The sequence below is a fragment of the Devosia sp. MC1541 genome, from assembly GCF_012847305.1.
Classification (GTDB): Bacteria; Pseudomonadota; Alphaproteobacteria; order Rhizobiales; family Devosiaceae; genus Devosia.
On record NZ_JABBDZ010000006.1, the window covers coordinates 38268 to 62704 of the forward strand.

The following is a 24437-nucleotide window of genomic DNA, read 5'->3' on the forward strand; positions in this document are numbered from 1 at the left end:
ATTAGACCTGAGCGAGTGCTGCTGTCATGGCCGCTTGGTCGTAACCGAGCGTGGTCAGAGCGGTTTTGACGATGCCTGCACGGTCGAGACCGGACTGGGCATACATGTCAGCCTGTGTCGAGTGCTCGAGGAATTCATCCGGGATCATCAGCGGGCGGAAGCGGAGCTTGCCGTCCAAGAGGCCGTTGGAGGCGAGGAAGGTCGCCACGTGAGCGCCGAAGCCGCCCTGACCGCCTTCTTCTGTGGTGATGAGGACATCGTGGGTCTGCGCTAGCTTGGCGATGAGTTCCTCATCGAGCGGCTTGAGGAAGCGCGCGTCGGCGACAGTGGGGTTGAGGCCGAGGGCCGCCAATTTATCTGCGGCTGCCAGCACTTCACCAAGACGCGTGCCGTAGGACAGCAGCGCAATCGTTGCACCCTGACGCACGATGCGGCCCTTGCCGATTTGCAGAATTTCGCCACGCGCGGGCATGTCGACGCCCATGCCGTCGCCACGTGGATAGCGGAAGCTGATCGGGCCATTGTCATAGGCCGCGGCGGTCGCGACCATATGGCGGAGCTCAGCCTCGTCGGCAGCAGCCATTTGGACGATGCCGGGGATCGCGCCGAGATAGGCGTTATCATAATTGCCCGCGTGGGTCGGACCATCGGCGCCAACATAGCCAGCGCGGTCGATAGCGAAGCGAACGGGCAGATGCTGAATGGCGACGTCGTGCACAAGCTGGTCGTAGGCGCGTTGCAGGAAGGTCGAATAGATGGCGCAGAAGGGTTTTAGCCCTTCGCTTGCCATGCCCGCGGCAAAGGTCACGGCGTGCTGCTCGGCAATGCCGACGTCAAAAATGCGGCTTGGGAAGAGCTCGGCGAATTTGTCGAGCCCGGTGCCCGAGGGCATAGCGGCGGTGACAGCGACAACGCGACTATCGGCTTCCGCTTCCTGGATGAGTGAGGAGGCAAAGACAGAGGTGTAGGACGGCGCGTTGGACGCGGCCTTGGCCTGAGCGCCCGTGACGACGTTGAACTTATTGACGCCGTGATATTTGTCGGCGGCGTTCTCAGCCGGAGCGTAGCCCTTGCCCTTTTTCGTCACCGCATGGATCAGAATTGGACCCTTGGGGAAATCGCGGGCATTTTCCAGAATGACAATGAGGTCATCAAGGTTATGGCCGTCGATTGGGCCGATGTAATAAAAGCCCAGCTCTTCAAACAGCGTGCCGCCGGTGAAGAAAGACCGAGCGAACTCTTCAGTCTTGCGTACGGGCTCGTGGAAAAACTCTGGGAGTTTTGAGACGACAGCTTTGGCGGCTTCCCGCGTGTTACGGTAAGCGGGGCCAGAGACGAGGCGCGCCAAGTGGCTGCGCAAAGCCCCGGTTGGCGGGGCGATCGACATGTCATTGTCGTTGAGAATGACGATGAGGCGCGCATCCATGGCGCCTGCATTGTTCATGGCTTCATAGGCCATGCCTGCGGACATCGAGCCGTCACCAATGACAGCGATGACGTTGCGCGGGGTGGACTGCAGCTCTGAGGCAACCGCCATGCCGAGACCGGCGGAAATGGAGGTTGAGGAGTGGCCCGCGCCAAAGGGGTCGTATTCGCTTTCGGCGCGGCGGGTGAAGCCGGACAGACCATCCTTTTGGCGCAGCGTGCGGATGCGGTCGCGGCGGCCAGTGAGGATTTTGTGCGGGTAAGCCTGGTGCCCAACGTCCCAGATGATGCGATCATGCGGGGTTTGGAACACGGCGTGCAGGGCGACGGTCAGCTCGACCACGCCAAGGCCAGCGCCCAGGTGCCCACCGGTCACCGAAACGGCGTCGATCATTTCCAGACGCAGCTCATCGGCCAGCTGGCGCAATTGCTCGCGCGGCAGCGCACGCAGTTCCGCTGGTGTCGTCACTTTGTCGAGCAGCGGTGTATCGGGCTTTTCGGCCAAGCTGGTCCCCGTCGAAAGGAAGAAAATCGCCGCCTGTTCTAGGCGGCGTCAGAAGCAATGGCAATGCGGCATGACTTGTCTGGAAAGCTTAGCGCAGGATAAGCGCAGCCGGCACGCACCGCAGATAGCAACTCCCACCGTGTTGAACGGTGGGAGGCAAGATTAGTTTCGTGCCAAAGAGAAGCGGTTGCTTGGCAGACCTTCGTCTGATTTCTGAAGGCCCAAGCTGCGGCTGCCCATCTGCGGAGCAGGGTCGAGACCAGCCTCATCGTAATCATAGATCACGGCAAAGTGGTCTGAGGTGAGCGCTTTTGGAACGGTCAGAATGTCGACCGCGTGCTCCAGATCGGGCGCGACGAAATCACGAGAATTGGTCGGAACCAAGCCTGCAACATGTGCTTCGAGCGCCTTTGCCAAAACTGTGTCTGGCACAGCGGAGGCCGTGAACGGGGTGTCAAAGAGACCGCCGTAAGCCGGGACTTCTGGCGAGAGCGCTGCTGTCTGCACAGCGCCGGTCGAGGCAACAACAGGGCGGCCCAGAGGGGGAAGCGCTGTTGGCAGAGCCGCTGGCGCGGAGGCGACCAGAGGTTGAGCCGCGGACGCGCCTTCGGTTTGCGGCATAGCCGGAGCATAGGCCGAGAGCAGCGCTGGCGCTTCCTCGCTCATATGCACACGTGGGGTCGGCATTGCTGGTGGCGCGAGAGCTGCCAGTGCCATTACCGCGTTCTCAGCATTGCCCGCGCGAAGGTCTGACGGGAGCGCTGTCGGCAAGGCAACGGCCACAGTGATGGGGCCGCGCAGCTCGTCTTCGGTCAGCGGTGCGCTGCCGACGGTCGAGAATGGCAATGTTGGGGTCGCGGCTGCGACCTGCACTGCTGGCTGCACTTCTGGCTGTGCTGCGGCCACGGCGACCGTTGGGCCCCCGAGGTCAGCAGGGCGCATCATCGGCATAACCGGGGCAATGGATGCGACGGCGAGAGGCGCTGCAGGCTGAGCCTGTGGTGTTGCGCGAGGGGCAGGCGCGGAGGCGACTTGCACTTGTGGCGCTGCTGCCTGCTGCTGATTGCCGCCGAACAGCATGTCCATGAGATTGCGACCGCCACCGGAGGCGGCTGGCGCTTCGGCAAATTGGGTGCCGCTGGAGGAGGAGCCATTGCATGGATAAGCGTGGCACTTTTTCCATTCCGCCAAGGCGACCTGATAGCCTTGTTGCGACAGCGGTTTGCCATCGTTTGGAAGGTGCATGGTGCGACCGTCGGGGAAGAGCTCATTCAGCTGCGCGCGGGTCATGCGCGGCCAAGCGCGCACCGAACCGGTATCAAGGTGAACGAAAGGGCTACCCGAGGATGGGTAATAACCGACGCCGCCCACCTGCTTGCGCATCGCTGCGGCGCGAAGGCGCGCGAGGGGTACGCCGGGGATGTAGAAATCCATAGCGGTGCCGCGCATGTGCTGGGAATTGTCGGCAACGCCAGACGAATTCTTGGCCAGCATGGCGTTGGTTTGCGGAGAACGATAAGCGGAGACAACGTGGATCGGCTGGGTGCCGCCGACGTCCTGATAGACTTCCCACACCAAATCGAACAGGCGCGGGTCCATTTTCGCTGGCTCGTTGCGGCGCCAATCGCGCAGCATAACGTTGAGCTGATTGAGACCATCCTGCACATAGCGACCGTTGCGCTTGAAGACGATGCGCTGAGTCTCTTTTGTGTGGGTGTAATGCAGATAAATGGCGCGCTCGTTAGCCGCCTGCGCCGGCAATGCCGACAGCAAGACAGGCAGGCTGAGAACAGCTACCAACGAAAGGCGCGCAAGGCGCTTCCAATTTTTCAAACCCAGTACCGTCACGCGAAACACTGCCCGGTTCTTTACAGATCAGGACGGAAGGTTAACGTTAAAAAGCAAACGAATGTCTTAACGCTAACCAGATGTGAACGAGAAAATCGCCCGTTCACATGAGTGTTATAGACCCCAAAAGCAGGCACAACCAAGGCAAAAGTGTGAACGCGCTGTTAGGGTTTATTTTCCGTTTACGGTGCCACTTCGCCCGGAATACTGGTGTCTGCCACGACATTTGGTGTGACCGGAGTGGCGCCTAAGCCCATGGCAGCAATCAAAGCTGCATGGTGACCATAAACGTCCGAAAAGTTTTGCATGGCACCAGTGCCGTCAACGCGGACGGTGAAATAGGCCAAGTGCACTGGAATCTGCTTTGTTGGATTAACCCAGCGTTCGGAGGGGCCAAACATGGCCTCAAGCGAGGTGCGTGAAATGTTGGGCTCGTTCGCCATTAGCGCATCGGCGAAAGCAAACGGATCTTCAACGCGGACGCAGCCATGGCTGAACGCACGCGAGGCGCGCGAGAAGAGGTTCTTCGATGGCGTATCGTGGAGATAAACGTCGTGCTTGTTGGGGAACAAGAACTTGATCTGGCCGAGCGAATTGCCTGGGCCAGGACGCTGACGAACGCGGAAGGGGAAATTACTCGCGGACACGGCGGACCAGTTGACCTGCCACGGGCTCACAACATCGCCGTTGTAGATGAGGTCCATGTTCTTGGCGTCGGTGTAGCCGTGGTTGTTCAAAACAGCCGGAGCGATCTCGCCCTTAATGATGGAAGTCGGGACATTCCAATATGGATTGACCACGAGATGGCGGATGCTGTCGGAGAAAACCGGCGTTTGGTTTTTGAATGTGCCGACGACGACGCGTGTGGTGTATTCTTCCTGGAAGTTGCGCTGAACAGACAGGCGGAACTCTGGGATGTTGACGAAGACGTTGAAGTCGCCGAGGTCGGACGGCATCCAGCGCCAGCGTTCCATATTGGCAATGATGTCTTCACGGCGGATTTCAGCGCCACCGTTGAGAGCGGAAATGGTCGCAGGTCCAATGACCCCGTCGACCTCTAGGCCTTGCGAGGCCTGGAAGGATTTGACCGCCTGGAAAGTGATGTCGTCATAGATGTCGGAGCCAAGGCTCGCCACCTGCAAACGCTCACGAATGGCGTGAACGCGCGGGTCTGTATTGCCGGGGCGCAGGGTCGGGCCGCCAGCGATTGGCGTCGGGCGATCCGTCGCAATTGTATTAAAGCTCGCGAGCGCCGCCTTGAGCGAGAGAAACTCGGGATGGGTTGGGCTCAACTCGTTCAGAACGGCAGCGGGGTCGGCACTGCGGGCCAAGCGTTCGAGCAGCGCCGCTTCATCAATCGACTTGGTTTTGATGTCGAGATTGGTGCTGATCGACTGCGGATTGATGCGGCCGTTGTGAAGGTGGTGGGCATAGCGCGTGGTGGCGCTGGTGAAGGCTGTTTCAAGCGTTGCCATCGCGACGGCATCGCCACCAACGCGGGTGAGGTCGATCTCGGCGGTCAGGTAGTCCTGCGGGCGCAGACCTTCGGCTTCAGCATTGCGAAACAGGGCGACGATTTTTTCAGCGGCCGGGGAGAAAGTCAGCTGGCCCGAGGTATCCTGGCTCAGCCAGATCGGCTCAAAGCTGCGTTCGCCATAAAGGAAATAGAGGCGCTGGGCCTCTTCATAGGCTGGAGTGCCTGCGCGGGCACTTGCATAGGCGGTCGAGAGACCTTCCTTGATCGTGCGGGCGAGTGGACTTTGTGCGGGGGCAATGACGATACGGGAGGTCGTCAGATTAGCGGCGGGTTGCGCCAGTGTAGGCTGGACGATGCTTGCTGCTGCCAGCAGAGCGACAAAACTTACGACGACCTTATTCATACCTGGCTCCAAGACGCACGCGGCACGGCCGACTCTGCCCCAAAACCTAGCCGCAAACTTGTCGATACTCCGTAAAGGTTAACGGGAGCAATCACTCCCGAACGTGTGAAGTCGGCCTGTTGCGATCCTGCAACGGGCCGACTTCTGATCGTATTAGAAGCGGTAGTTTACGCCAGCGCGGACAACCGAGAAACGCTGGGTGACGTCACGGGCCCCGCCAAAACCTGCATCGATGCCATAAGACTGGGTGCCCAGATCGACATAGAGGTACTCAGCCTTGAAGGAGAGGTTCTGGGTTGCCTGAGCTTCCAGACCAACACCTGCGGTCCAACCAAAGTGGTTTGCGTTGACCGTTGTGGTTGACGCACCGCTCTTAGTTTCAGCAGCGCCGCGGCCAAAGGCAACGCCGAGGGTTGCAAATGGCATAACCTGACCAACCGGGATACCGGCACGCGCGCGAACGGTCGAGAAGAATTCTGTGCGCTGTTCGAACTTGGTACCGCCCGTCAGGGTTTCCTTGTGGACCGGACCACCGAACTGGATGTCAGCTTCGCCGCCGAGGACGAAGCCGCCCATGTCCATGTTGTAGCCAGCCTGAGCGCCAAGATTGAAACCGCCGCTGTTGTGCTTGCCACCGGTAACAGCAGCACCACCGCCCGCTCCGTCAATTTCGGTCTGACCGAAGGCATAGCCCCCGTTCACGCCTGCGTAAAAGCCAGTCCATTGGGCAACGGACGTCGCAGCGAACATTGGGGAAGTGGTGTTGCTGTTCCAATTGAGGTCAGCAGCGTTGGCGGCAGCTGTGCCTGCCAGAAGTGCGAGAAGAGCGATGCCCGAAAGTCTCATGATGGCCTCGACGTTAAAAACTTCCCGCAAAATCGCGCTAATCTCTTAACGCCTCGGTAAGCAACGTGGTTAACGTCGAAGTTTGTTCATCACGTTCGTGCTGGCTTTATTAAGCAGCGTCGGTAACCAAACCTTCGGCCAAGCCATATTCATGGAGCTTGCGATAAAGGGTCGAGCGGCCAATGCCCAAGGCTCTGGCGACACGAGACATGCGACCGCCGTGGTGCTCGATGGCAAACTGGATGGCGTCACGCTCGATGGCTGCCAGGGACAGCAAGGCCCCGCTGTCGTTCAGGAACCTGTCGGGAGCGGGGGTGCTCAGGATATCCACGCGCACGCGAGATGGGGCGTCGTCGATGTGGGTTGGATTGCGCGGAACAGGGGCCAGCGCAACGCTGCGGAATGCTTCTTCGCGCCCGGCAGACTGGGCCAAGATCTGGGGGAAATCGGCAGGCTCGAGGAAGGCGCCGTCGGTGAGCACAATGGCGCGATAAACCGCGTTTTCGAGCTGACGGACATTGCCCGGCCAATCATAGCCCATAAGAAGAGCTTGCGCTTCAGCGGTGAGCCCCAAAATACGCTTGCCAGCTTCAGCTGAGAAACGGGCAATGAAGTGGCTTACCAGCGCGTTGAGGTCTTCCATTCGCTCGCGCAGCGGCGGGGTATAAATGGGGAAGACGTTAAGACGGTAATAGAGATCTTCGCGGAATTCGCCCGATTTGGCGAGATTCAACAGGCGCCGGTTGGTCGCCGATATGAAGCGAACATTGACGCGCTCAGGGCGCGTTGCGCCGATAGGCTCTATTTCGCCTTCTTGTAGGACACGCAAGAGCTTGACCTGCGTTTCGAGTGGCAGCTCGCCCACTTCATCAAGGAAGATCGTGCCGCCATTGGCTTCAGCGAACTTGCCGCTCTGGTCAGCATGCGCGCCTGTGAACGCGCCCTTCTTGTGACCAAACAGGACCGACTCGACCAAGTTCGGGGGAATGGCACCGCAATTGACGGTGACGAAAGGTTTTCCGGCGCGTTCGGACGTGCCTTGGATGATGCGGGCGACAAGTTCTTTGCCTGTACCAGTTTCGCCTTCAATGAGGACCGGGATCGCGCTCTTGGCGGCTTTGCCACAGAGGGTAATGACGCGCGCCATAGCAGGGGCCGCTGCGATCATATCCTTGTGGCTGAAGGTGCCAGATTTGCGGGCGTGCTCGGCGCGGATCGCCGATTCGAGCGCATCCAGTTTCATGGCGTTGCGCAGCGAGATGACCAGACGCTCGGGGCTTACGGGTTTGACGAAATAATCCGCCGCACCCTGACGCATGGCCGAGATAACGGTTTCAAGTGAGGCGCTTGCGGTCTGGACAATAACGGGGGTCGTCATGCCCTCGCGGCGCATCACTTCCATAACGCCCATGCCATCGAGATCTGGCATGACCAGATCGAGAATCATCGCGCCGATTTTGCGATCTTCGCGCAGGATGGAGAGCGCCTGTTCGCCACCAGTGGCGGTCAGCGGTTTGAACCCGGCACGGTTTGCAATCTCGGCGGTGAGCCGCAACTGGACCGGATCGTCATCAACCACCAGAACACGCGTCATGAACCTATTGGCCTTCCCGTCGCAGGACACACGAATCGCTGTGTGCCACTTTGGGAAGACGATGAAGGTCTGCCCTTAAGAGGGCGTTAATCCTATTGATTTTGCTTTTGTTTACTAAAATGAAAAAGGGTCCCGGCTGTGCCGTGACCCTCCAGAGAAACTCTGCCTTTCGTAGAATTTATTGCCGCGTGGCGCCCTGGAGACGGTAAAGTTCGTCCTTCACTTCGAGTTTTTTGCGTTTGAGCGAAGCAACCATCAAATCGTCTTTGAGGCGATTTTGCGTTTCAGAATGGATCTGCTTATCCAGTTCCTGATGGCGCCGCTCGAGCGCTGCGATGTGGCCTTCAGTCGTCATTAAAGAACTCCTTTCAGCGTGTTGGACTTGGGTATCGTCACAAATCTTTCATGCTTTGTCGACACCCATGCGGCAGTCCTCGAAAATGTGATGCATTTTCCATGATCATGGGCTAACCAGAGGTAACTGATATGCCCACAAAGTTGGTGCGTGAATGCTGCCCCTGACTAAGGAAATTGAGGCCCAGTTTGGTCTTGAACTGGCAACGAAACGCCAGGAACATGCCGATTTGGACGCTGCGATCCTGACTTTAACGCAGTCTCAAATGGCCGATCAAATGCTGATCCAGCGGCTCAAAAAGCGCAAACTGGCGCTCAAAGACCGCATCGCTCAGCTGGAAAATATACTCTTGCCTGACATCATCGCTTGAGGCCTTGGCTGCTTGAGTTATGGCCAAATCTGGGCTAATGCCGCGCTTTGTGGAGCGCTCTGAGGGACACGCCATGCTCAAGCCACCCGTCGCCATTGTTATGGGCAGCCAATCTGATTGGCCAACTATGCGGCTGGCCGCAGAAACCCTCGAAAGTCTCGAAGTCGAATATGAAGCGCGCATCGTTTCGGCGCATCGTACGCCTGAGCGCATGGTCGATTTTGCCACCAACGCCAAAGCTGAAGGCGTTAAGGTGATTATCGCCGGTGCGGGTGGCGCGGCGCATCTGCCGGGCATGATTGCCGCGATGACGATACTGCCGGTGTTCGGCGTGCCCGTGCGCTCCAAGGCGCTTTCGGGCGTCGATAGCCTTTATTCCATCGTGCAGATGCCGGGCGGAGTTCCTGTTGGAACTCTCGCGATTGGCGAGCCGGGCGCTATCAATGCGGCGCTGTTGGCGGCAGCTGTCTTGGCGCTGAACGATGATGAACTTTCCGATCGCCTCGAGGCGCATCGCGCCCGCCAAACGGCGTCTGTGCCCAATTTCCCTCTGATACTGAGTAGTCGTCCGTGACCCAAGATTCCGCGCTACCCGCTGGCTCCACTATTGGTATTTTGGGCGGGGGGCAGCTTGGGCGCATGTTGGCTTTGGCCGCTGCAAAGCTGGGTTTGAAAAGCCATATTTATTGCCCGGACCCACAGAGCCCGGCATTTGATGTGACGCCGTTTAAGACGGTGGCGGCTTATGACGATGTGGCTGCGCTCAAGGCTTTTGCCAGCCAAGTCGATGTCATCACCTATGAGTTTGAGAATGTGCCCGCGCAAACAGCGGAAATTCTTGCGGGGCTGAAGCCGTTGCGTCCCGGCGCTAAAGCGCTGGCGATCTCGCAGGATCGGCTGGCCGAAAAGGGCTTTTTGGCGTCCAAGAATATTCCGGTCGCGCCTTATCGCGCTATTCATTCGCTGGATGATTTGAAGGCGGCGGTGGCTGAGGTGGGACTGCCGGCCGTGCTTAAGACCACGCGTCTGGGCTATGACGGCAAAGGGCAGCGTGTGTTGCGGGACGCTTCGGAGCTTGAAGCGGCGTTTAATGCGCTCTCGCCACACCCGCTGGTGCTTGAAGGCTTTGTGCCGTTCAGCAAGGAAATCTCGGTCGTCGTTGCTCGTGGGCTGGACGGGGCGGTGAAAAGTTTTGACCCGGCGGAAAACGTCCATCGCGACCACATTCTCTACACGTCCACGGTCCCGGCCGAGTTGCCGATGATCGTCGAGCGGCAGGCGGGCATGATCGCCAAGGCGATTGTTATCGCGCTTGAATATGTGGGCGTGCTGGGGGTCGAGTTTTTCGTGGTCGAGACGGACGGCAAAACCAGCCTGATCGTCAATGAGATCGCGCCGCGGGTGCATAATTCGGGCCATTGGACCGAGGCTGTGTGCCTGACCGACCAGTTTGAGCAGCATGTGCGGGCCGTTGCAGGCTGGCCTTTGGGCAATCCGCAACGCATGGCAGACGTTGTCATGCAGAACCTTGTCGGCGATGAAGTCGACATGGTGCCCAATGGGCTTGATGGCGATACGCAACCCCACCTCTATGGCAAGGCGGAAGCGCGGCCCGGTCGCAAGATGGGCCACATCAACCGCATCGTGCGCAGCTCAGTTTAGCGGGCGAGAAGCGTCTTAAACGCCGCAATCACTGGGGCGGGGTTCTCCATAGGCGGCAGGTGCGCTGCATCAGGGAAGACCGACAATTCGGCGTGGGGAATGGCTGAAGCCATTTCCTCGGCCAAGTCCAGTGGCGTCATTTTGTCGAGCGCACCAACGCCCACCAAGGTCGGGACGGCGATAGCGGGCAGGGACGGCAGGGAGTCGATCCGGCTCAGAATGGCGTTCTGCTGACGGATATAGACATCTTGCCCGACGCGTTCGGACATGGCTTGAACCTCGCCTGCCAAGGGCGTGCCCAAATGATGGGGCGCGATGAGATTGCCCAAGAGACCACGCGACACGCCGATGAATTTGCCCTGACCAACCATGGCTATGCCCTTGCGGCGCGTGTCTTGGCGCTCTGGCGTATCGGCGCGCGCCGAGGTGTCCAGTAGGGCGAGGTGGGTGACGCGTTCAGGGGCCTGACGCATAATTTCAAGCGCCACATAGCCGCCCATGGAGAGGCCCGCCAAGGCGAATTTATCTGGCGCCGCAGAGAGTGTGCGAGCGGCCATCGCCTTGATGGTGTCATCCAGACGAAGGTCGGCGACCATTGGCGCAATCGTGTCGCTTAGCCCATCGATGACGTCCCGCCACAAACGCTGATCGCAGATAAGGCCAGGCAAGAAGACGAGTGGGCGATACATGGGGTGCACTTTCGTTTGGAGGTGGTGCTGTAACAATGCTGGATCGTTTGTAGCAAGTTGAGGGTCGCAACGCTCGGAAACTATGGACATATTTGGAGTGTTGTTGTATAGAGCCTGCCATTCAGGCCGTGCGGGCGGTGGGTTGTTTCGAGCGGCGCGCACATGTTCAACACATTAGCCAAGCATTGAAGGGGCTGGTTACCTTTGCAAGTAGTCGTTCGCGATAACAATGTTGATCAGGCGCTGCGCGCGCTCAAGAAAAAGCTGCAGCGCGAAGGCGTCTTCCGTGAAATGAAGCTGCGCAACTACTTCGAGAAGCCTTCGGAAAAGAAGGTTCGCCGTAAGGCCGAAGCTGTTCGTCGCGCCCGCAAGCTGGCTCGTAAGCGTCTACAGCGCGAAGGTCTGGTGGCTGCACCGACGCCAACGCCAAGGTAAAGCCTTACCGTTCAAGAGAATTTTGAAAGGCCGTCTCCAAGGGGAGGCGGCCTTTTCGTTTGCGCTTACGCGGCCACCTTCAGGCGCTTTTTGTCGTAAAGCGCCAGCGCGATGATGAGCACGGCGATGATGGGGAGTTCGACCATCATGGCTGTACGGGCGTCGGGAAACAGCGTGCTGCCAATGAGCGAGCCGACGAAGCCTCCGCCCATTTGGAGAAATCCGCTCATGGCGGCGGCTGCGCCCGCGATAGCGCCGAAACCGGCCATAGCGGCGGTTGTGACGCTGGGGCCGATCAGCGATAGGCCAACCATCCAGATGCCGACCGGAACCATAATCGACAGCAGGCTGGTCGGGATCAGGGTGGGGAGAATGATAAAGCTCAGGCCCGACAGACCAAATGCCACGAGGGAGAACGTGACAATCCGATCAGCCGTGGTGCGGCTGGCGAGGGCTCCGGCGACCAGATTGCCAATGGTGAAACACCCGGTTTGCACCAGCATGGCCATAGCGAATTGGAAGGGCGTGAGACCCAGATCGTTGATGAGGACGAAGGGCAAAAGTGCTGTGAAGCCGTGGAAACCGCCAAAGGTGAGCCCGAGCAAGAGCGCAGGGACCATGAAATCCTTGGAGGTCAGCAGGGTCTTGTAGTTTTTGAAAATAATCGACGGGCTGAACGGGATGCGACGCTCGGGGGGCAAAGTCTCACGGCTCGAAAAGCCCAGCAGTGCCAATATCGCCAAGCCGAAGCCCGCCATGATCACGAACATAATGTGCCACGGACCAAAAGCGAGAATGACGCTGCCCAAAGTGGGCGCGACGGCGGGCGTGACGGTGAGAATGAGATTGACCATCGTCAGAATGCGGATGGCTTCGGCACCGACGAATTGATCGCGCACCATGGCACGCGATAGCGCTACGCCGGCTGAGACGCCGAACCCCTGGACGAACCGTCCCACGAACAGCATCTCGATATTGGGCGCGAAGGTGCACAGAAGGCTGCCCAGCACATAGATGCCGAAGAACACCATGCCGATACTGCGGCGACCGAACCGGTCGGAGAGGGGGCCACAGAGGAGCTGCGCGAGGGCGAAAGAGGCGAAGTACACGGTTAGAGTGAGTTTGCCAGCGTTTTCGCTGATGGCCAGCTCTTGGACAATGGTGGGCAGAGCCGGTTGATATAGGCCTAGACTTAAGGGGCCGGTCGCCACCATGAGACCGCCGATAATGGCGGTACGGCGGGCAGACATGCCCGCCAGTTTGGTTTCACTCACTTGGTAAGTGCTCTTTCAAAAAACGGTTCGGCTTGCCCCCAAATCCCTGCGGCCCAGAGGTCGCTGTGGTCAGCGCCGGGGACGATCCAGAGTTCATCCGGATTGGGTGCGAGGGCATAAAGGCGTTCGCCGTTGCTCACGTCGATAGTTTTGTCTGCGGTTCCATGTGCCACAAGCACCGGAGCGGAAACAGTTCTGATCCACTCATTGCTGGGATACTTATCTTGCATGACTAGGGCGACAGGCAGGATGGGATACCATTCAGCGGCGACGGTGACCGCCGAAAGGAATGGCGTCTCTAAGAGCAAGGCTTGGGGTTGGCGTAAGCTCGAAACATAATTGGCAGGGCCTGTGCCGATGGAGCGCCCCCATACCATGATCGGGTCGCCCTTGGCGGCAGCCCAATCGTAGACGGCCAGGGAGTCCGCCAAAATATTGGTCTGGTTGATCTCGCCTGGCGAGGCCGGGAAGCCGCGATAGTCAAAGGCTAAAAACCCGTAGCCAGCCTCAACCCAAGTTTCGTAGCGCTCGTATTCTTCCGAGAAGCTGCCGGTATTGCCCTTGTAGAACAGGATGAGGGGCTTGCCCTCTGCGGGTGGCTGATACCAGCCGTTGACGAGAGTGTCGGCATCGCCAATGGAAATGGTTTGTGCCTCGGTTAGCGCTGTGTCCGAAAGCGGGATCAGAGTGCCGACAGGGTCGTACTGAAAATTGCGCTGGTTGAAATACATATAGGCCGTGGCGCTGAGGTAGGCCAACGCCGCAAGGGAGACCAGAGCAATTGCCGCAACGCGAATGATCTTCATCGGAGACGTCCTTGGCTGAGCTGCTCTGGTCTATAATACGATCAGAGTTCCGAAATGGTTTTTTCGAGCGCCTGAGCGAAGACTTCTGCAGGTTGTGCGCCGGAGAGCGCGTATTTTTCACCAAAGACAAAGAATGGCACGCCGCGAATGCCCTGCTCAGCAGCGCTGGTGGCCAGTTGAGCGGTGATGGCGAGCTCGTTCTCGTCATTGATGGCGTCGAGGACATCGCCGCGATCCCAGCCAAATTCGACAGCAATATCGGCTAGGACATTGTCGTCATTGATCTGACGGTGTTCGAGGAAATAAGCGTCAGCTATGGCATTGGCCAGCTCGTGCTGATTGCCATTGGGCTTGGACAGACGCGTGATGGTGTGCGCCTTGGCCGTGTTGAACATGCGCGGTTGCTTGCTCAAATCGAGATCGACGCCGGCTTTTTTCGCTTCACTCTCGACCCGCTCCCACATTTCCTTGGGATCCTTGCCGTATTTTTCGGCGAGCATTTTGCCCACGTCCACACCTTCGGGCGGCACGGTAGGATCGAGGTAAAACGGGTGATTTTCGACGATAACTTCAACGTCGTCTGGAAGCGCTGCAAGGGCTGAGTCGAGACGCAGAGAGCCGACCAAGCACCATGGGCAGACCACATCAGTGAAGACGTCTATTTTGAGTTGTTTAGCCATGGTGGCTCCTCTTGCGTTTGAGCGTTTCAAATGAGCCTTCATATGAGCTCTTGCAAGAGGGAACTTCTGAGTAACTGTCAGACCGCGGCAGAGTGGGTCTGCACATAGATCGGCGCGAAGGGTGGAAGGTATGAGGCTGCGAGCAGCAGGCCCATGACCGTCGCCAGCCCGACCATCACGAGGGCCGGCGTCATGAACCAGACCGCGCCCTGCGAGTGCGGAGCTACGCGCAAAAGCGTGCCGACGGTGAGCAGGAACAGGCTCGTGCCAGCCAGTGTGAGTTGAAACGGATCGAGCGCGGACGTGGCAAAGGGGAGGGCGATGAAGCCTGCGGTGGTGAGCATGACCCAGAACCCGGCAGAGTGCGAGCTGCCCGCGCGTGTGATCGCCGCATAGGCTGCGCCAAGGCAGGCGAGCTGGCTGAGATGGAAAATGGCTCCGATCCAGCCCGGCATTCCGAAGGGTGAAAAGAAGAGCGGCTGCATGCCCAGTGGGTCGGCCAAAAAATTGACCAAGCCAAAGACCCCGAGCGGGAAGAGGACGGATACAAAGGTGCGCAACCACTGCGCGGGGGTCAGGTGCAGGCTCTGTACTTTGTCAAAGGCTTGGGAGATAGCCATCGCAACCGCTCCAGAAGGTTCGGGTATCAACAGCGATTGGCGTTGCTAGGTTCCGTATAGGTAAACTTGCGCTCTTTAACGTGATCTCTTGTGAACGGCTGTGGCTCAGCCTATGTCGGGCGGAGACATGAGGTATGAAGGTGAACAGCATGGATACCAATGAGCGGATCGACGCGCTCGAAATGCGGATCGCCTATCAGGACCAGACGATCGAAGAGCTGAACGCAACAATTACCGAGCAGTGGCGCGTGATCGATTTGATGCGCAAAAAACTCGGCATGCTGGAGGAGCAAGTGCGTTCGGGCAGCTTTATCGCAGACCCATCCACTGAACGTCCGCCGCCGCATTATTGATCAAAGAAAAGGCCCGCCGAAGCGGGCCTTTGATTTTTGCTAGTGACCGAGCGCTTTGACGATGTCCTCGGTGACTTTTTTGGCGTCGCCAAACAACATCAAGGTGTTGTCACGGAAGAACAATTCGTTCTGAACGCCAGCATAGCCCGCTGCCATGCCGCGCTTGATGAACAGCACTGTGCCTGCGTCCTCAACATTCAAAACCGGCATGCCATAGATCGGCGATGTTTTGTCGGTCTTGGCCGCTGGATTGGTGACGTCGTTGGCGCCAATGACGAAGGCAACGTCGGATTGCGCGAACTCTGAGTTGATGTCTTCAAGCTCGAACACTTCGTCGTAAGGCACATTGGCTTCGGCGAGCAGCACGTTCATGTGGCCCGGCATACGACCTGCCACAGGATGAATGGCGTATTTGACCTCAACCCCTGCAGCCTTGAGTTGGTCGGCCATTTCACGCAGCGCGTGTTGGGCCTGCGCGACGGCCATGCCGTAGCCGGGGACGATGATAACCTTGCCCGCGTTTTTCATAAGGAAGGCGGCATCGTCGGCCGCACCTTGTTTTACGGGACGATCATCTTCCGCGCCCGTACCCGATGCCGCAGTGTCCCCACCAAAACCGCCTAGGATGACGGAGATGAAGCTGCGGTTCATCGCCTTGCACATAATGTAGGAGAGGATCGCGCCCGAGGAGCCGACAAGCGCGCCCGTGATGATGAGGGCGGTGTTGCCGAGGGTAAAGCCGATGCCTGCTGCGGCCCAACCCGAATAGGAGTTGAGCATGGATACCACCACCGGCATGTCCGCGCCGCCGATGGGGATGATCATCAAGCCACCGAGGATGAGCGCCAAAATGGTGATGCCCCAGAAGAGCCACGGATCGCCATTGGTGGAGAAGACCCAGACCAGCGCGACGATGGCGATGCCAAAGGCGATGTGAATGGCGTGGCGATAGGGCAGGATGATCGGCTTGCCGCTCATATTGCCGTTGAGCTTGGCAAAGGCGATGACCGAACCGGTGAAGGTGAAAGCGCCAATGGCAGTGCCAATCGACATTTCGATGAGCGCCTGCATGTGGATGTGTTTGGCTGTGCCGATGTTGAAGGCTTCCGGCGCGTAAAGCGCGGCGGCGGCCACAAAGACCGCAGCAAGGCCGACCAGCGAGTGGAAGGCGGCGACAAGCTGAGGCATGTCGGTCATCTTCACCGCTTTGGCGACGTAAGCCCCTATGCCCCCACCAATGGCGAGGCCGCCGATGATGAGGAGCCAGCTGACCCAATCACTGGGGGCGGCAACGGCGAGAGTGGTGACGATGGCAATGCCCATGCCTACCATGCCGAAGAGATTGCCCTGACGGGCCGAGCGAGGGCTAGAGAGCCCGCGCAGCGCGAGAATGAAGAGCACGCCTGCGACGAGGTAGAGAATGGCAGCGATATTTGCGTTGATCATCGCTATCAGCCCTTCTTCTTATACATCGCCAGCATGCGCTGGGTGACCAGAAAGCCGCCGAAAATGTTCACGCTGGCAAAGATCAGCGCGATAAAACCGAAGGCCTTGCTGGCCCAACTGGCGTCATTGACGGAATGCACCCCGACGGCGAGGAGCGCGCCAACCACGATCACTGAGGAGATGGCATTGGTGACGCTCATGAGCGGGGTGTGCAGGGCTGGCGTCACACTCCAGACGACGAAGTAGCCGACAAAAATCGCCAGCACGAAAATGGCCAGACGGAAGGTAAACGGGTCGATGGCAGAGACGTCCATTACTTGTCCCCCTTGGACGCAGTGGCGGTCTTTCTGGTGCGTTTTGGCGCTGGCTTTGCGGCTGCTGCCGCGGCTGCAATGACAGCCTCAGCTTTTTTGGTGGCAGCGGTTTTGCGCGGCGAGGGCGCTGGTTCTGCCCCTGCCGGAATGGATTGTTCCACACCAGTCTTCGCTTTCTTGGGCGTATCGGCCATGGCTGGCACATCCGCTTTGGCGGCGCGCTTGGGCTTGACCGGCTCAGGAGTTGTGACGGGCGCAGGTGCTTTCGCAGCCTTGGTCTTAGCAGCAGGCTTGGCTGGTGCTTGGTCAGCCTTGGCGGCTTTGGGTTTGGACCCCTGGGGCTGTTCGGCGGGGGCGGCGAAATTGGGATGAACAATCGCGCCGTCGCGGGTCAGCAGGGTCGCTTTGACCAGTTCGTCATCCCAATTGATGGTGAGCCGCTGTTCCTTTTTGTCGACCAGCGTCTCAATGAAGGCGAGTAGATTGCGCGCATAGAGCTGGCTCGATGTGGTGGGGATACGGCCCTGCATATTGGTGTAGCCAACGAGGGTGACGCCCTTGTGCTCGATAATTTTGTCGGCCTGCGTCAGCTCAACATTGCCGCCGCGTTCTGCGGCGAGGTCAACGATCACCGAGCCGGGGGCCATGCTCTCGACCATGGCTTTGGTTATTAGCAGTGGGGCCGGACGTCCTGGGATGAGCGCTGTGGTGATGACAATGTCTTGCTTGGCGATGTGCTGGGCGGTGAGTTCGGCCTGTTTGGCTTGATAGTCCGCGCTCATTTGCTTGGCATAACCGCCAGCGGTTTCAGCCTGTTTGAACTCGTCGTCCTCAACAGCGATGAATTTTGCGCCGAGCGATTCGACTTGTTCTTTGGCGGCGGGGCGCACGTCGGTGCCCGACACAACAGCGCCTAAGCGACGCGCGGTGGCGATGGCTTGAAGACCGGCAACACCTGCGCCCATGACGAAGACCTTGGCGGGGCGGACGGTGCCTGCGGCGGTCATCATCATCGGGAAAGCGCGCTCAAACACGGCTGCCGCTTCGATAACGGATTGATAGCCAGCAAGGTTAGCCTGAGAGGACAGGATATCCATGACCTGAGCGCGGGTAATGCGCGGCATGAACTCCATAACAAAAGCGCTCACACCGGACCGGGCGAGCGCTGAAACGTCTTTTTCATTTCCGTAGGGGTCGAGTGCACCAATAAGCAGTGCGCCGGGATTGGTACCGGCTAAGGCGTCGGCCGCTGGGCGACGGACGCAGAGCACAATATCGGCGGACTTAACGGTGTCCTTTGTGCTTTTGGCGATGGTAGCGCCCGCTTGGGCGTAGTGTTCATCGCTTATGCGGGATAAGGTCCCCGCGCCTTGTTCGACAACAACTTCTGCCCCGAGGGCAATAAATTTGCTCACGGTCTCGGGGGTTGCCGCAACGCGGCTTTCCCCCCCGATACGTTCACGCAATACGGCAATCTTCATGAAGGTCCTCCTGCCCCGCCTGCGCGAAGCAGGCCGTTTTCATGCGCCTGCGTAGTTTTGGTCTGACTAGTGGATAATCAGGAAGTAGAGAATGATCATCAGCGCAGCGCCGCCATAGCAGCTCCACTTAACGCCGGTGATGAAACCGCTGTAGGTGCGGTTGTGTTCTGGGTAGTCCATTCCATTTGCAGGAGCTGGGTGATGGTCGGCGGTCTTGCTGGCCATGGTGTCCTCTGAAACTAGGAGCGTCAAACTTATAGATGAAAGGACCTCAAGGCGAGGTCGCCTCCAATTCGTCGATCAGGCCTTCGATCATCGAGAGACCGAGCGACCAGAACTGGGGATCTTTGGCATCCAGACCAAACGGCGCGAGCAGCTCGGAGTGGTGCTTACTTCCCCCGGCCTTAAGGAGCTCAAAGTAGCGCTCCGCAAAGCCTTCGTTGGACTTCTCATACTGCGCGTAAAGCGAGTTCACAAGACAGTCGCCGAAGGCATAGGCATAGACATAGAAGGGGGAGTGGATGAAATGTGGGATATAGGTCCAGAACACCTCGTAGCCATCGTTGGAAATGATGGCGTCGCCTAGCGATTCCGCTTGGACTTCAAGCCACATAGCGTTGATTTCTTCGGTGCGCAGTTCGCCCTGACGGCGGGCAGTGTGAACCTTGCGCTCGAAGGTGTAGAAGGCGATTTGCCGCACGACAGTGTTGAGCATGTCTTCGACCTTGGAAGACAAAAGCGCAAAACGCTGTTTCGGATCGGTGGTTTTGGCCAGAAGCGCACGGAAGGTGAGCATTTCGCCAAAGACGGAAGCCGTTTCTGCCAGCGTGAGCGGGGTGTTCGAGAGGATCGGGCCCTGAGCGGCGGCCATGCGCTGGTGAACGCCATGACCCAGCTCGTGCGCCAAGGTCATGATATCGCGCGTGCGACCGAGGTAGTTGAGCATCAAATAGGGATGTGCGCTTGGCACGGTTGGGTGCGCAAAGGCGCCCGAACGCTTGCCATTGCCCGCTGGGGCATCGATCCAACCCGAATTAAAGAATGGCTTGGCCCACTCGGCCAGTTCTGGCGAGAAACGGCCATAGGCGTCTAGAACGGTGTCGACAGCGCTATCCCAGCCCCAAATGCGTTCATCGCTGGTTGGTAGAGGCGCGTTACGATCCCAGGCGTTGAGCTTTTCCTGACCGAACCACTTGGCCTTGAGCTTGTAGTAGCGGTGGGACAGGCGCGGATAGGCGGCCTGAACAGCGGTTTGCAACGCGTCGACGACTTCGCGCTCGACCGAATTGGACATGTGACGGCTGTCAGCAATGTCGCCATAGCCGCGCCAGCGATCGGATATTTCTTTATCTTTCGCCAGCACATTGGTGATGTGGGTGAAAAGACGGGTGTTATTTTTGAAGGTCTCGGCCAGTGCCTTAAAGCCTGCTTCGCGCTTGGCTGGGTCTTTGTCGGACAGCAGGTTTAGCGTTGCTTCAAGGCCGAGCGTTTCGCCAGCGACGGTGAATTCGAGGCTGGAGAGGGTTTCGTCATAGAGACGATTCCATGCGGAAAAGCCGGTGACGGACTTTTCGTTGAACAGCTCTTCGAGCTTGTCATCGAGCTGGTGTGGCTTGGCTTTGCGCAGTTCGGCGAACCAGACCTTGTAGCGTGCCAGCTCTTCGCTTTGCGCGAGGGCGGCGTCGAGATCAGCGTCTTCGATGCGGTTCAGCTCGAGCTCGAAGAAGAGGGTTTTGATGGAGAGCTGAGTGAGAACTTCGTTGATGTCGCCCATGAACTTGGCGCGATCCTGATCAACGGTATTCTGCGCATATTGCAGAAACGCGAAGGAGCCAACGCGACCGCCGATGTCCGACAGGGTCTCGCTGTCTTTGATGGCCTCAATGAGCTTGCCGGCCTTGGTCAGCTCAACCAGCTTACCTTTGTATTTGGCTTCGAATGCGTCGGAAAGCGTGCGCAATTGATCGAGCGCTGTCTTGAACTCTGGGCTGTCCTTGCCGGGGTAGAGATCATTGAGATCCCAGACGGGAAGGGTACCAAACTGGTTGTGGCTCGATTGTGGGGCGGCGCTCATGGTCGAATTCGACTCCTGATCGTTTTCTTTGCGGCGGACCTTAGCCAGCGGCTCGCAAAGTGTGAAGTCGATTAGGCCAAGCAAGAGCCGCTTTGATGCAGATTAACTGCCTGCGAGAATGCCGGTCACACCATCCCAGATGAGTTTGAAGGACAGCAGGAACACCAGCCAATAGGCGATGGTGTAGAAGAGTTTTGCGGAAATCTTGCGCACCAGAATGACGCCGATGAGAACGCCGAGCATGCCAATGGGGGCAAAGAGCGCCGCCAATTGCAGATTGCTCACATTGAGCTGACCGAGGAAGAAATAAGGGATCAGCTTGGAGGTGTTGACGATGGCGAAGAACACCGCGCTGGTACCCGCATAAATCGCCGGTGTGAGCTTTTGTGGCAGCGCGTAGATTTGGAAAGGGGGGCCACCCGTGTGGGAGATGAAGCTGGTAAAGCCAGCGATCACGCCCCAAAAACGCCCCCAGCCGGTCGAGGGCGGAAGGCTCTCAAGCTTTTTACGTAGGGGCAAAAGGGCGTCGAGGACGAAGAGCAGCGTTACGACACCAACGATGAGGATGACCACAGCATCACTGACGAAGGCCCAGAGCACCCAGCCAAGCAGGGTCCCGACCATGGCGCCGGGTATCATGATCTTGAGGAGGTCGCGGCTGAACTCCTTGCGGTACATCCAGACAGCAACGGCATCCATGCACAACAGGATGGGCAACATCATGCCCGCCGCGTCTCGCGCAGGCATGTAGAGGGTAAGCAGGGGAACCCCAATAACGCCCAATCCACCGAGAAGCCCGGCCTTTGACAGGCCAACGATGAGCATGGCGAGCGACGCCACAGCGAAGAACACGGGGTCAATCATCTCGGGAACCGATAGGGCGCGGGAAGGAGAAAAGGCAGGATAAAAAAATCCCCGCCGGAGCGGGGATTGAAAGCTTATTCTTCGTCGTCTGCTGTCGACTTGAGGCTCTTGAGCTTAGCGAAAACAGAATCAGCGTCGATTTCGTCTTCGACCACTGGAGCGGGTGCGCCGCCCATGTCTTCAGCGCCAAAGCTCAGACCCAGATCGATAGTACCGATTTGAGCGCGGCTCTGCGCACGGGCAAGAGCTTCTTCAGCGGTGAGAAGGGTGGTGCCTTCACTGTATTCACGCTCAGTTGGAGCATCCTTGGAGGCGCGCTTCACTTCCATATCGAGATCGATCTGGCTGCAGAGACCCAGAGTAACCGGGTCCATCGCTGTGAGGTTCGCTGCGTTCCAGTGATTGTTGTCACGAACGGATTCAATTGTGGTCTTGGTGGTGCCAACCAGACGCATGATCTGTGCGTCCTTGAGCTCAGGGTGGTTACGCACGAGCCACTTAATGGCGTTCGGGCGTTCGTTACGACGCGAGATCGGGGTGTAACGTGGACCCTTACGCTTTGGTGCAGCAACGCGAACCTTTGGATCGCTTACCTTCATCCGGTAGTTCGAATCGGCCTCAGCCTTTTCAATTTCCGAACGCTCGAGCTGGCCATTCTGAACTGGGTTGACGCCCATAATGCCGCCGGCGACGTCGCCATCGGCAATGCCTTGCACTTCAAGCGGGTGCAGCGTGCAGAAAGCGGCGATCTGTTCGAACGACAGAGCAGTATTGTCCACGAGCCAGACGGCAGTTGCCTTCGGCATCAAAAGGGGCTGGGACATGATAAACTTCTCCTGTTGGCGCGGCCGGTATTCCTCCGGGCCGCTCCGCCTCACGGACAAATCTGAGGGGGAACTGGAGCGCAATATAATGCGCAGGACGCTAATCCGCAATCCTTAACTACTCTGTCGGGAATGATCTGGTTCTGGTCGAAGCTGTTGTGCGGGCGTTGGGGAGTGAAAGTGGCGCTTGTGCATAGAGTTAGCGACCGCAGTGCGTGCGGGAGCAAGCGGGTTAACGGTTTTCTCTCGCGATGGGCTGAGTTAGGCTCGGTAGGCAAGGCGAAAGGGTGTCGACATGATGGATGAGGAATTTGCCAAGAAGGCCAAGACACACGAGCTTGGAATGGTGCTCGATAGCCTCTCTGTGAGCGAACTGGAGGAGCGCATTCGTTTGCTCGAAGGTGAGATCGGGCGGCTAAAAGCGGCAATCCTGGCCAAAGGGGACAGTCGCGCGGCTGCCGAAGCGGCCTTCAAATTTTGATTTTTAGCAGGTGTTTAGGCGGCCAATGACGCCAAGTTTAACCCTTTACCAACGAGCAAGGTTAAGCAATTTCAACCTGTTAAGTGGCAATTAATCTTTGCTCGTTAAGGTCTGGTTATTCAGAGTTCTTCTGGATTCTGCAGAGCGAATTTTCTCTCTGTTTGACGCCTCCCTGTTAACTTCGAGAGCCGTTTTCATACGGCTCTTTTTTTCTGCCGGGCGTCCAAAATCCTAACGCTATCGACCGGATTTTAAGCATATCGTTCAGCTTGTGATGACACATGCGCGCGTGAGACATTAAATAAGTGCTCAGCGCTTAGGAGTCCTCGTGTCCGAATCCCTTAATGATCGATCTGCCGTTTCCATTGGCCCGCGTATCGTCGCGTCCGCTGGATTTGACGTGCTCTATCGTGAAGGGATGACATTGATCGAACAGGTCGCTGCCTATCTCGACACAGATGGGCGCATTGAAAGCCGCATCCTGTCACGGGAAGCGAGCTTTATGTACGCCACAGAATCGATGCGCCTGACCACGCGCTTGATGCAGTTGGCCTCGTGGCTCTTGCTCCAGCGCGCAGTCAACGAAGGTGAAATTAGCCGAGAAAACGCACGCTCTGAAAAAGAGAAGGTGAAGTTTTCGGCGACCCCTTCAGAGCGCGGTGGCCCCGGCTATGACGACCTTCCAGGCGCCTTGCGTGACTTTATCGATAAGGGTGATCGGCTGTTTGATCGCGTGATGCAGCTGGACCTGCTGGAGCGAGGCGCAGTGCCGGACGCTATCGAGATCCACAGCAATGGGATTGTCGACCAGATGACGCGCCTGCAGTCCGCCTTTAAGCGCTAACCGTCACGCGCCTCTTGGGGCAAAGTAGATGACGGCGGCGCCTGCAAGGGCGAGACCGGCTCCCAGCATGTCCCAATGATCAAGGCGAACGCCTTCGACGCTTCCCATGAAGATGAGGGAGGCGAGGATGTAGATGCCGCCATAGATCGCAAAGGCCCGACCGGCGCTGGCTGTGTCGGTGAGTGTCAATATCCAAGCAAAGAGCGCGAGTGCGACAAGAGCTGGGGCCCAGAGCCAGAGCTGGCCTGTGCGTAGCGCCTGCCAAACGAGATAACAGCCAGCAATCTCAAAAACGGCCGCGCCGAAAAATATGGCAAAGCCCATAATTTCAAGCTCCAGATAAACAAAAGCCCGACACGAGGCCGGGCTTTCAAAATTCCTGTAGGAATGAGCTTAGATGCCCAGGCCCTTGAAGCGTTCCTTAAAGCGGGAAACGCGACCACCACGGTCCATCAGCTGGCCCTGAGTACCGGTCCAAGCTGGATGGGACAGCGGGTCGATGTCGAGCTGCATCGTGTCGCCATCCTTGCCCCAAGTCGAGCGGGTCTGGTAGGTCGTGCCGTCGGTCATGACGACGTTGATGGTGTGGTAATCCGGGTGGATATCGGTCTTCATGTTGGCCTCAAATCAAACGGGCGCAGAAGCGCCCGGAGAGCAGGAATTGGTTCTTGGGCCGCTTCCTACAACATGAACTTAGCTTCTGCAAGGGCATGGAGGGCGGTTCTCAGCGTCAAAAGCGCGGCAATTGGGCTGAGAAGTGGTTGTTG

Annotated in this window: 27 protein-coding genes; 7 read left to right on the top strand and 20 right to left on the bottom strand. The window is 58.3% G+C overall.

All coding sequences use genetic code 11. From position 1 onward, the window contains the following. Position 1: 1 nt before the first annotated feature. The 6 genes from dxs to HKD40_RS08495 all read right to left on the bottom strand — a co-directional run bounded on the left by dxs (position 2) and on the right by HKD40_RS08495 (position 8453). Entirely contained in the window at positions 2-1930 is a 1929-nt protein-coding gene (gene dxs, locus HKD40_RS08470; RefSeq protein ID WP_169195311.1) for a 1-deoxy-D-xylulose-5-phosphate synthase, read from the bottom strand. Between the two features lie 162 nt (positions 1931-2092). After that, positions 2093-3778, bottom strand: a complete 1686-nt coding sequence (locus HKD40_RS08475) for a DUF882 domain-containing protein (RefSeq protein WP_248306527.1) — start codon at positions 3776-3778, stop codon at positions 2093-2095. Positions 3779-3960: 182 nt separating this feature from the next. Beyond that, complete coding sequence (locus tag HKD40_RS08480; RefSeq protein WP_169195312.1) at positions 3961-5658, bottom strand: L,D-transpeptidase family protein; 1698 nt, start codon at positions 5656-5658, stop codon at positions 3961-3963. Between the two features lie 153 nt (positions 5659-5811). Further along, positions 5812-6504, bottom strand: a complete 693-nt coding sequence (locus tag HKD40_RS08485) for an outer membrane protein (RefSeq protein WP_169195313.1) — start codon at positions 6502-6504, stop codon at positions 5812-5814. 109 nt (positions 6505-6613) lie between these two features. Continuing rightward, positions 6614-8098, bottom strand: coding sequence for a sigma-54 dependent transcriptional regulator (locus HKD40_RS08490; protein ID WP_169195314.1), 1485 nt, complete (start codon positions 8096-8098; stop codon positions 6614-6616). Between the two features lie 178 nt (positions 8099-8276). Then, positions 8277-8453: a YdcH family protein gene (locus HKD40_RS08495; RefSeq protein ID WP_169195315.1), complete on the bottom strand. Its 177-nt coding sequence runs from the start codon at positions 8451-8453 to the stop codon at positions 8277-8279. A 154-nt stretch (positions 8454-8607) separates the two neighbouring features. Here HKD40_RS08495 and HKD40_RS08500 point away from each other — a divergent pair, with 154 nt between their 5' ends. The 3 genes from HKD40_RS08500 to HKD40_RS08510 all read left to right on the top strand — a co-directional run bounded on the left by HKD40_RS08500 (position 8608) and on the right by HKD40_RS08510 (position 10485). Continuing rightward, positions 8608-8823, top strand: a complete 216-nt coding sequence (locus tag HKD40_RS08500; protein ID WP_182394365.1) for a DUF465 domain-containing protein — start codon at positions 8608-8610, stop codon at positions 8821-8823. A 73-nt stretch (positions 8824-8896) separates the two neighbouring features. Next, positions 8897-9397: a 5-(carboxyamino)imidazole ribonucleotide mutase gene (gene purE / locus HKD40_RS08505; protein ID WP_210257063.1), complete on the top strand. Its 501-nt coding sequence runs from the start codon at positions 8897-8899 to the stop codon at positions 9395-9397. Further along, the gene (locus tag HKD40_RS08510) at positions 9394-10485 is read left to right on the top strand and encodes a 5-(carboxyamino)imidazole ribonucleotide synthase (RefSeq protein ID WP_169195317.1); all 1092 of its coding nucleotides are present in this window, start codon (positions 9394-9396) and stop codon (positions 10483-10485) included. The genes purE and HKD40_RS08510 overlap by 4 nt, the downstream gene beginning before the upstream one ends. On the opposite strand, the gene HKD40_RS08515 is transcribed toward HKD40_RS08510, so the two are convergent. Next, complete coding sequence (locus tag HKD40_RS08515) at positions 10482-11174, bottom strand: alpha/beta fold hydrolase (protein WP_169195318.1); 693 nt, start codon at positions 11172-11174, stop codon at positions 10482-10484. The two genes, HKD40_RS08510 and HKD40_RS08515, sit on opposite strands and share 4 nt — an antisense overlap. 204 nt (positions 11175-11378) lie before the next feature. On the opposite strand from HKD40_RS08515, the gene rpsU reads away from it, so the two are divergent. Continuing rightward, positions 11379-11609 (top strand): 30S ribosomal protein S21, encoded by a 231-nt coding sequence (gene rpsU, locus HKD40_RS08520; protein ID WP_169195319.1) that lies wholly within the window; start codon positions 11379-11381, stop codon positions 11607-11609. Positions 11610-11674: 65 nt separating this feature from the next. On the opposite strand, the gene HKD40_RS08525 is transcribed toward rpsU, so the two are convergent. The 4 genes from HKD40_RS08525 to HKD40_RS08540 form a co-directional block, all read right to left on the bottom strand. Continuing rightward, on the bottom strand, positions 11675-12883 hold the full coding sequence (locus HKD40_RS08525) for a multidrug effflux MFS transporter (RefSeq protein ID WP_169195320.1): 1209 nt from the start codon (positions 12881-12883) through the stop codon (positions 11675-11677). Continuing rightward, entirely contained in the window at positions 12880-13689 is an 810-nt protein-coding gene (locus HKD40_RS08530; protein WP_169195321.1) for an alpha/beta hydrolase, read from the bottom strand. The genes HKD40_RS08525 and HKD40_RS08530 overlap by 4 nt, the downstream gene beginning before the upstream one ends. Before the next feature lie 41 nt (positions 13690-13730). Beyond that, positions 13731-14369, bottom strand: coding sequence for a DsbA family oxidoreductase (locus tag HKD40_RS08535; RefSeq protein ID WP_169195322.1), 639 nt, complete (start codon positions 14367-14369; stop codon positions 13731-13733). A 77-nt stretch (positions 14370-14446) separates the two neighbouring features. Next, positions 14447-14989, bottom strand: a complete 543-nt coding sequence (locus HKD40_RS08540; RefSeq protein ID WP_169195323.1) for a hypothetical protein — start codon at positions 14987-14989, stop codon at positions 14447-14449. Positions 14990-15123: 134 nt separating this feature from the next. Between HKD40_RS08540 and HKD40_RS08545 the strand changes: the two genes are divergently transcribed. Further along, a complete protein-coding gene (locus HKD40_RS08545; protein WP_248305978.1) occupies positions 15124-15342 on the top strand; it encodes a SlyX family protein in 219 nt (72 codons plus the stop codon). Positions 15343-15381: 39 nt separating this feature from the next. On the opposite strand, the gene HKD40_RS08550 is transcribed toward HKD40_RS08545, so the two are convergent. The 7 genes from HKD40_RS08550 to HKD40_RS08580 form a co-directional block, all read right to left on the bottom strand. Then, positions 15382-16785, bottom strand: a complete 1404-nt coding sequence (locus HKD40_RS08550; RefSeq protein WP_169195451.1) for an NAD(P)(+) transhydrogenase (Re/Si-specific) subunit beta — start codon at positions 16783-16785, stop codon at positions 15382-15384. A gap of 8 nt (positions 16786-16793) precedes the next feature. Next, complete coding sequence (locus HKD40_RS08555; protein WP_169195324.1) at positions 16794-17102, bottom strand: proton-translocating transhydrogenase family protein; 309 nt, start codon at positions 17100-17102, stop codon at positions 16794-16796. Next, a complete protein-coding gene (locus tag HKD40_RS08560; protein ID WP_169195325.1) occupies positions 17102-18583 on the bottom strand; it encodes a Re/Si-specific NAD(P)(+) transhydrogenase subunit alpha in 1482 nt (493 codons plus the stop codon). Before HKD40_RS08560 ends, HKD40_RS08555 begins: the two co-directional genes overlap by 1 nt. A 66-nt stretch (positions 18584-18649) precedes the next feature. Then, positions 18650-18808, bottom strand: a complete 159-nt coding sequence (locus tag HKD40_RS08565; RefSeq protein ID WP_169195326.1) for an aa3-type cytochrome c oxidase subunit IV — start codon at positions 18806-18808, stop codon at positions 18650-18652. A gap of 46 nt (positions 18809-18854) precedes the next feature. Then, the gene (locus tag HKD40_RS08570) at positions 18855-20657 is read right to left on the bottom strand and encodes a M3 family oligoendopeptidase (RefSeq protein ID WP_169195327.1); all 1803 of its coding nucleotides are present in this window, start codon (positions 20655-20657) and stop codon (positions 18855-18857) included. Between the two features lie 102 nt (positions 20658-20759). Next, positions 20760-21521, bottom strand: coding sequence for a sulfite exporter TauE/SafE family protein (locus tag HKD40_RS08575; RefSeq protein WP_169195328.1), 762 nt, complete (start codon positions 21519-21521; stop codon positions 20760-20762). Positions 21522-21595: 74 nt separating this feature from the next. Then, positions 21596-22345 carry a cell cycle transcriptional regulator TrcR gene (locus tag HKD40_RS08580; RefSeq protein WP_169195329.1) on the bottom strand — a complete coding sequence of 250 codons (750 nt, stop codon included), beginning with the start codon at positions 22343-22345 and terminating at the stop codon, positions 21596-21598. 295 nt (positions 22346-22640) lie between these two features. On the opposite strand from HKD40_RS08580, the gene HKD40_RS08585 reads away from it, so the two are divergent. Together HKD40_RS08585 and HKD40_RS08590 are read left to right on the top strand one after the other, a co-directional pair. Further along, positions 22641-22826, top strand: a complete 186-nt coding sequence (locus HKD40_RS08585) for a DUF1192 domain-containing protein (RefSeq protein ID WP_169195330.1) — start codon at positions 22641-22643, stop codon at positions 22824-22826. A 328-nt stretch (positions 22827-23154) separates the two neighbouring features. Then, on the top strand, positions 23155-23670 hold the full coding sequence (locus tag HKD40_RS08590; RefSeq protein ID WP_349236797.1) for a DUF1465 family protein: 516 nt from the start codon (positions 23155-23157) through the stop codon (positions 23668-23670). Between the two features lie 3 nt (positions 23671-23673). Here the strand turns inward: HKD40_RS08590 and HKD40_RS08595 are convergent, their stop codons facing one another. Both HKD40_RS08595 and rpmE read right to left on the bottom strand, forming a co-directional pair. After that, positions 23674-23997, bottom strand: a complete 324-nt coding sequence (locus tag HKD40_RS08595; RefSeq protein WP_349236799.1) for a YnfA family protein — start codon at positions 23995-23997, stop codon at positions 23674-23676. A 66-nt stretch (positions 23998-24063) separates the two neighbouring features. Next, the gene (gene rpmE, locus HKD40_RS08600; RefSeq protein ID WP_169195332.1) at positions 24064-24285 is read right to left on the bottom strand and encodes a 50S ribosomal protein L31; all 222 of its coding nucleotides are present in this window, start codon (positions 24283-24285) and stop codon (positions 24064-24066) included. Positions 24286-24437 lie beyond the last annotated feature (152 nt).

Excerpts from the sequence above, each read along its gene's own strand:
- HKD40_RS08565 (WP_169195326.1), bottom strand. The coding sequence starts at position 18,808 with ATGGCCAGCAAGACCGCCGACCATCACCCAGCTCCTGCAAATGGAATG.
- HKD40_RS08555 (WP_169195324.1), bottom strand. The coding sequence starts at position 17,102 with ATGGACGTCTCTGCCATCGACCCGTTTACCTTCCGTCTGGCCATTTTC.
- HKD40_RS08480 (WP_169195312.1), bottom strand. The coding sequence starts at position 5,658 with ATGAATAAGGTCGTCGTAAGTTTTGTCGCTCTGCTGGCAGCAGCAAGC.
- HKD40_RS08575 (WP_169195328.1), bottom strand. The coding sequence starts at position 21,521 with ATGATTGACCCCGTGTTCTTCGCTGTGGCGTCGCTCGCCATGCTCATC.
- HKD40_RS08570 (WP_169195327.1), bottom strand. The coding sequence starts at position 20,657 with ATGAGCGCCGCCCCACAATCGAGCCACAACCAGTTTGGTACCCTTCCC.
- HKD40_RS08485 (WP_169195313.1), bottom strand. The coding sequence starts at position 6,504 with ATGAGACTTTCGGGCATCGCTCTTCTCGCACTTCTGGCAGGCACAGCT.
- HKD40_RS08540 (WP_169195323.1), bottom strand. The coding sequence starts at position 14,989 with ATGGCTATCTCCCAAGCCTTTGACAAAGTACAGAGCCTGCACCTGACC.
- rpmE (WP_169195332.1), bottom strand. The coding sequence starts at position 24,285 with ATGAAGACCGATATCCACCCGGATTACCACACCATCAACGTCGTCATG.
- purE (WP_210257063.1), top strand. The coding sequence starts at position 8,897 with ATGCTCAAGCCACCCGTCGCCATTGTTATGGGCAGCCAATCTGATTGG.
- HKD40_RS08585 (WP_169195330.1), top strand. The coding sequence starts at position 22,641 with ATGATGGATGAGGAATTTGCCAAGAAGGCCAAGACACACGAGCTTGGA.
- HKD40_RS08530 (WP_169195321.1), bottom strand. The coding sequence starts at position 13,689 with ATGAAGATCATTCGCGTTGCGGCAATTGCTCTGGTCTCCCTTGCGGCG.
- HKD40_RS08515 (WP_169195318.1), bottom strand. The coding sequence starts at position 11,174 with ATGTATCGCCCACTCGTCTTCTTGCCTGGCCTTATCTGCGATCAGCGT.
- HKD40_RS08580 (WP_169195329.1), bottom strand. The coding sequence starts at position 22,345 with ATGTCCCAGCCCCTTTTGATGCCGAAGGCAACTGCCGTCTGGCTCGTG.
- HKD40_RS08560 (WP_169195325.1), bottom strand. The coding sequence starts at position 18,583 with ATGAAGATTGCCGTATTGCGTGAACGTATCGGGGGGGAAAGCCGCGTT.
- HKD40_RS08500 (WP_182394365.1), top strand. The coding sequence starts at position 8,608 with ATGCTGCCCCTGACTAAGGAAATTGAGGCCCAGTTTGGTCTTGAACTG.
- HKD40_RS08495 (WP_169195315.1), bottom strand. The coding sequence starts at position 8,453 with ATGACGACTGAAGGCCACATCGCAGCGCTCGAGCGGCGCCATCAGGAA.
- HKD40_RS08545 (WP_248305978.1), top strand. The coding sequence starts at position 15,124 with ATGAAGGTGAACAGCATGGATACCAATGAGCGGATCGACGCGCTCGAA.
- HKD40_RS08490 (WP_169195314.1), bottom strand. The coding sequence starts at position 8,098 with ATGACGCGTGTTCTGGTGGTTGATGACGATCCGGTCCAGTTGCGGCTC.
- HKD40_RS08535 (WP_169195322.1), bottom strand. The coding sequence starts at position 14,369 with ATGGCTAAACAACTCAAAATAGACGTCTTCACTGATGTGGTCTGCCCA.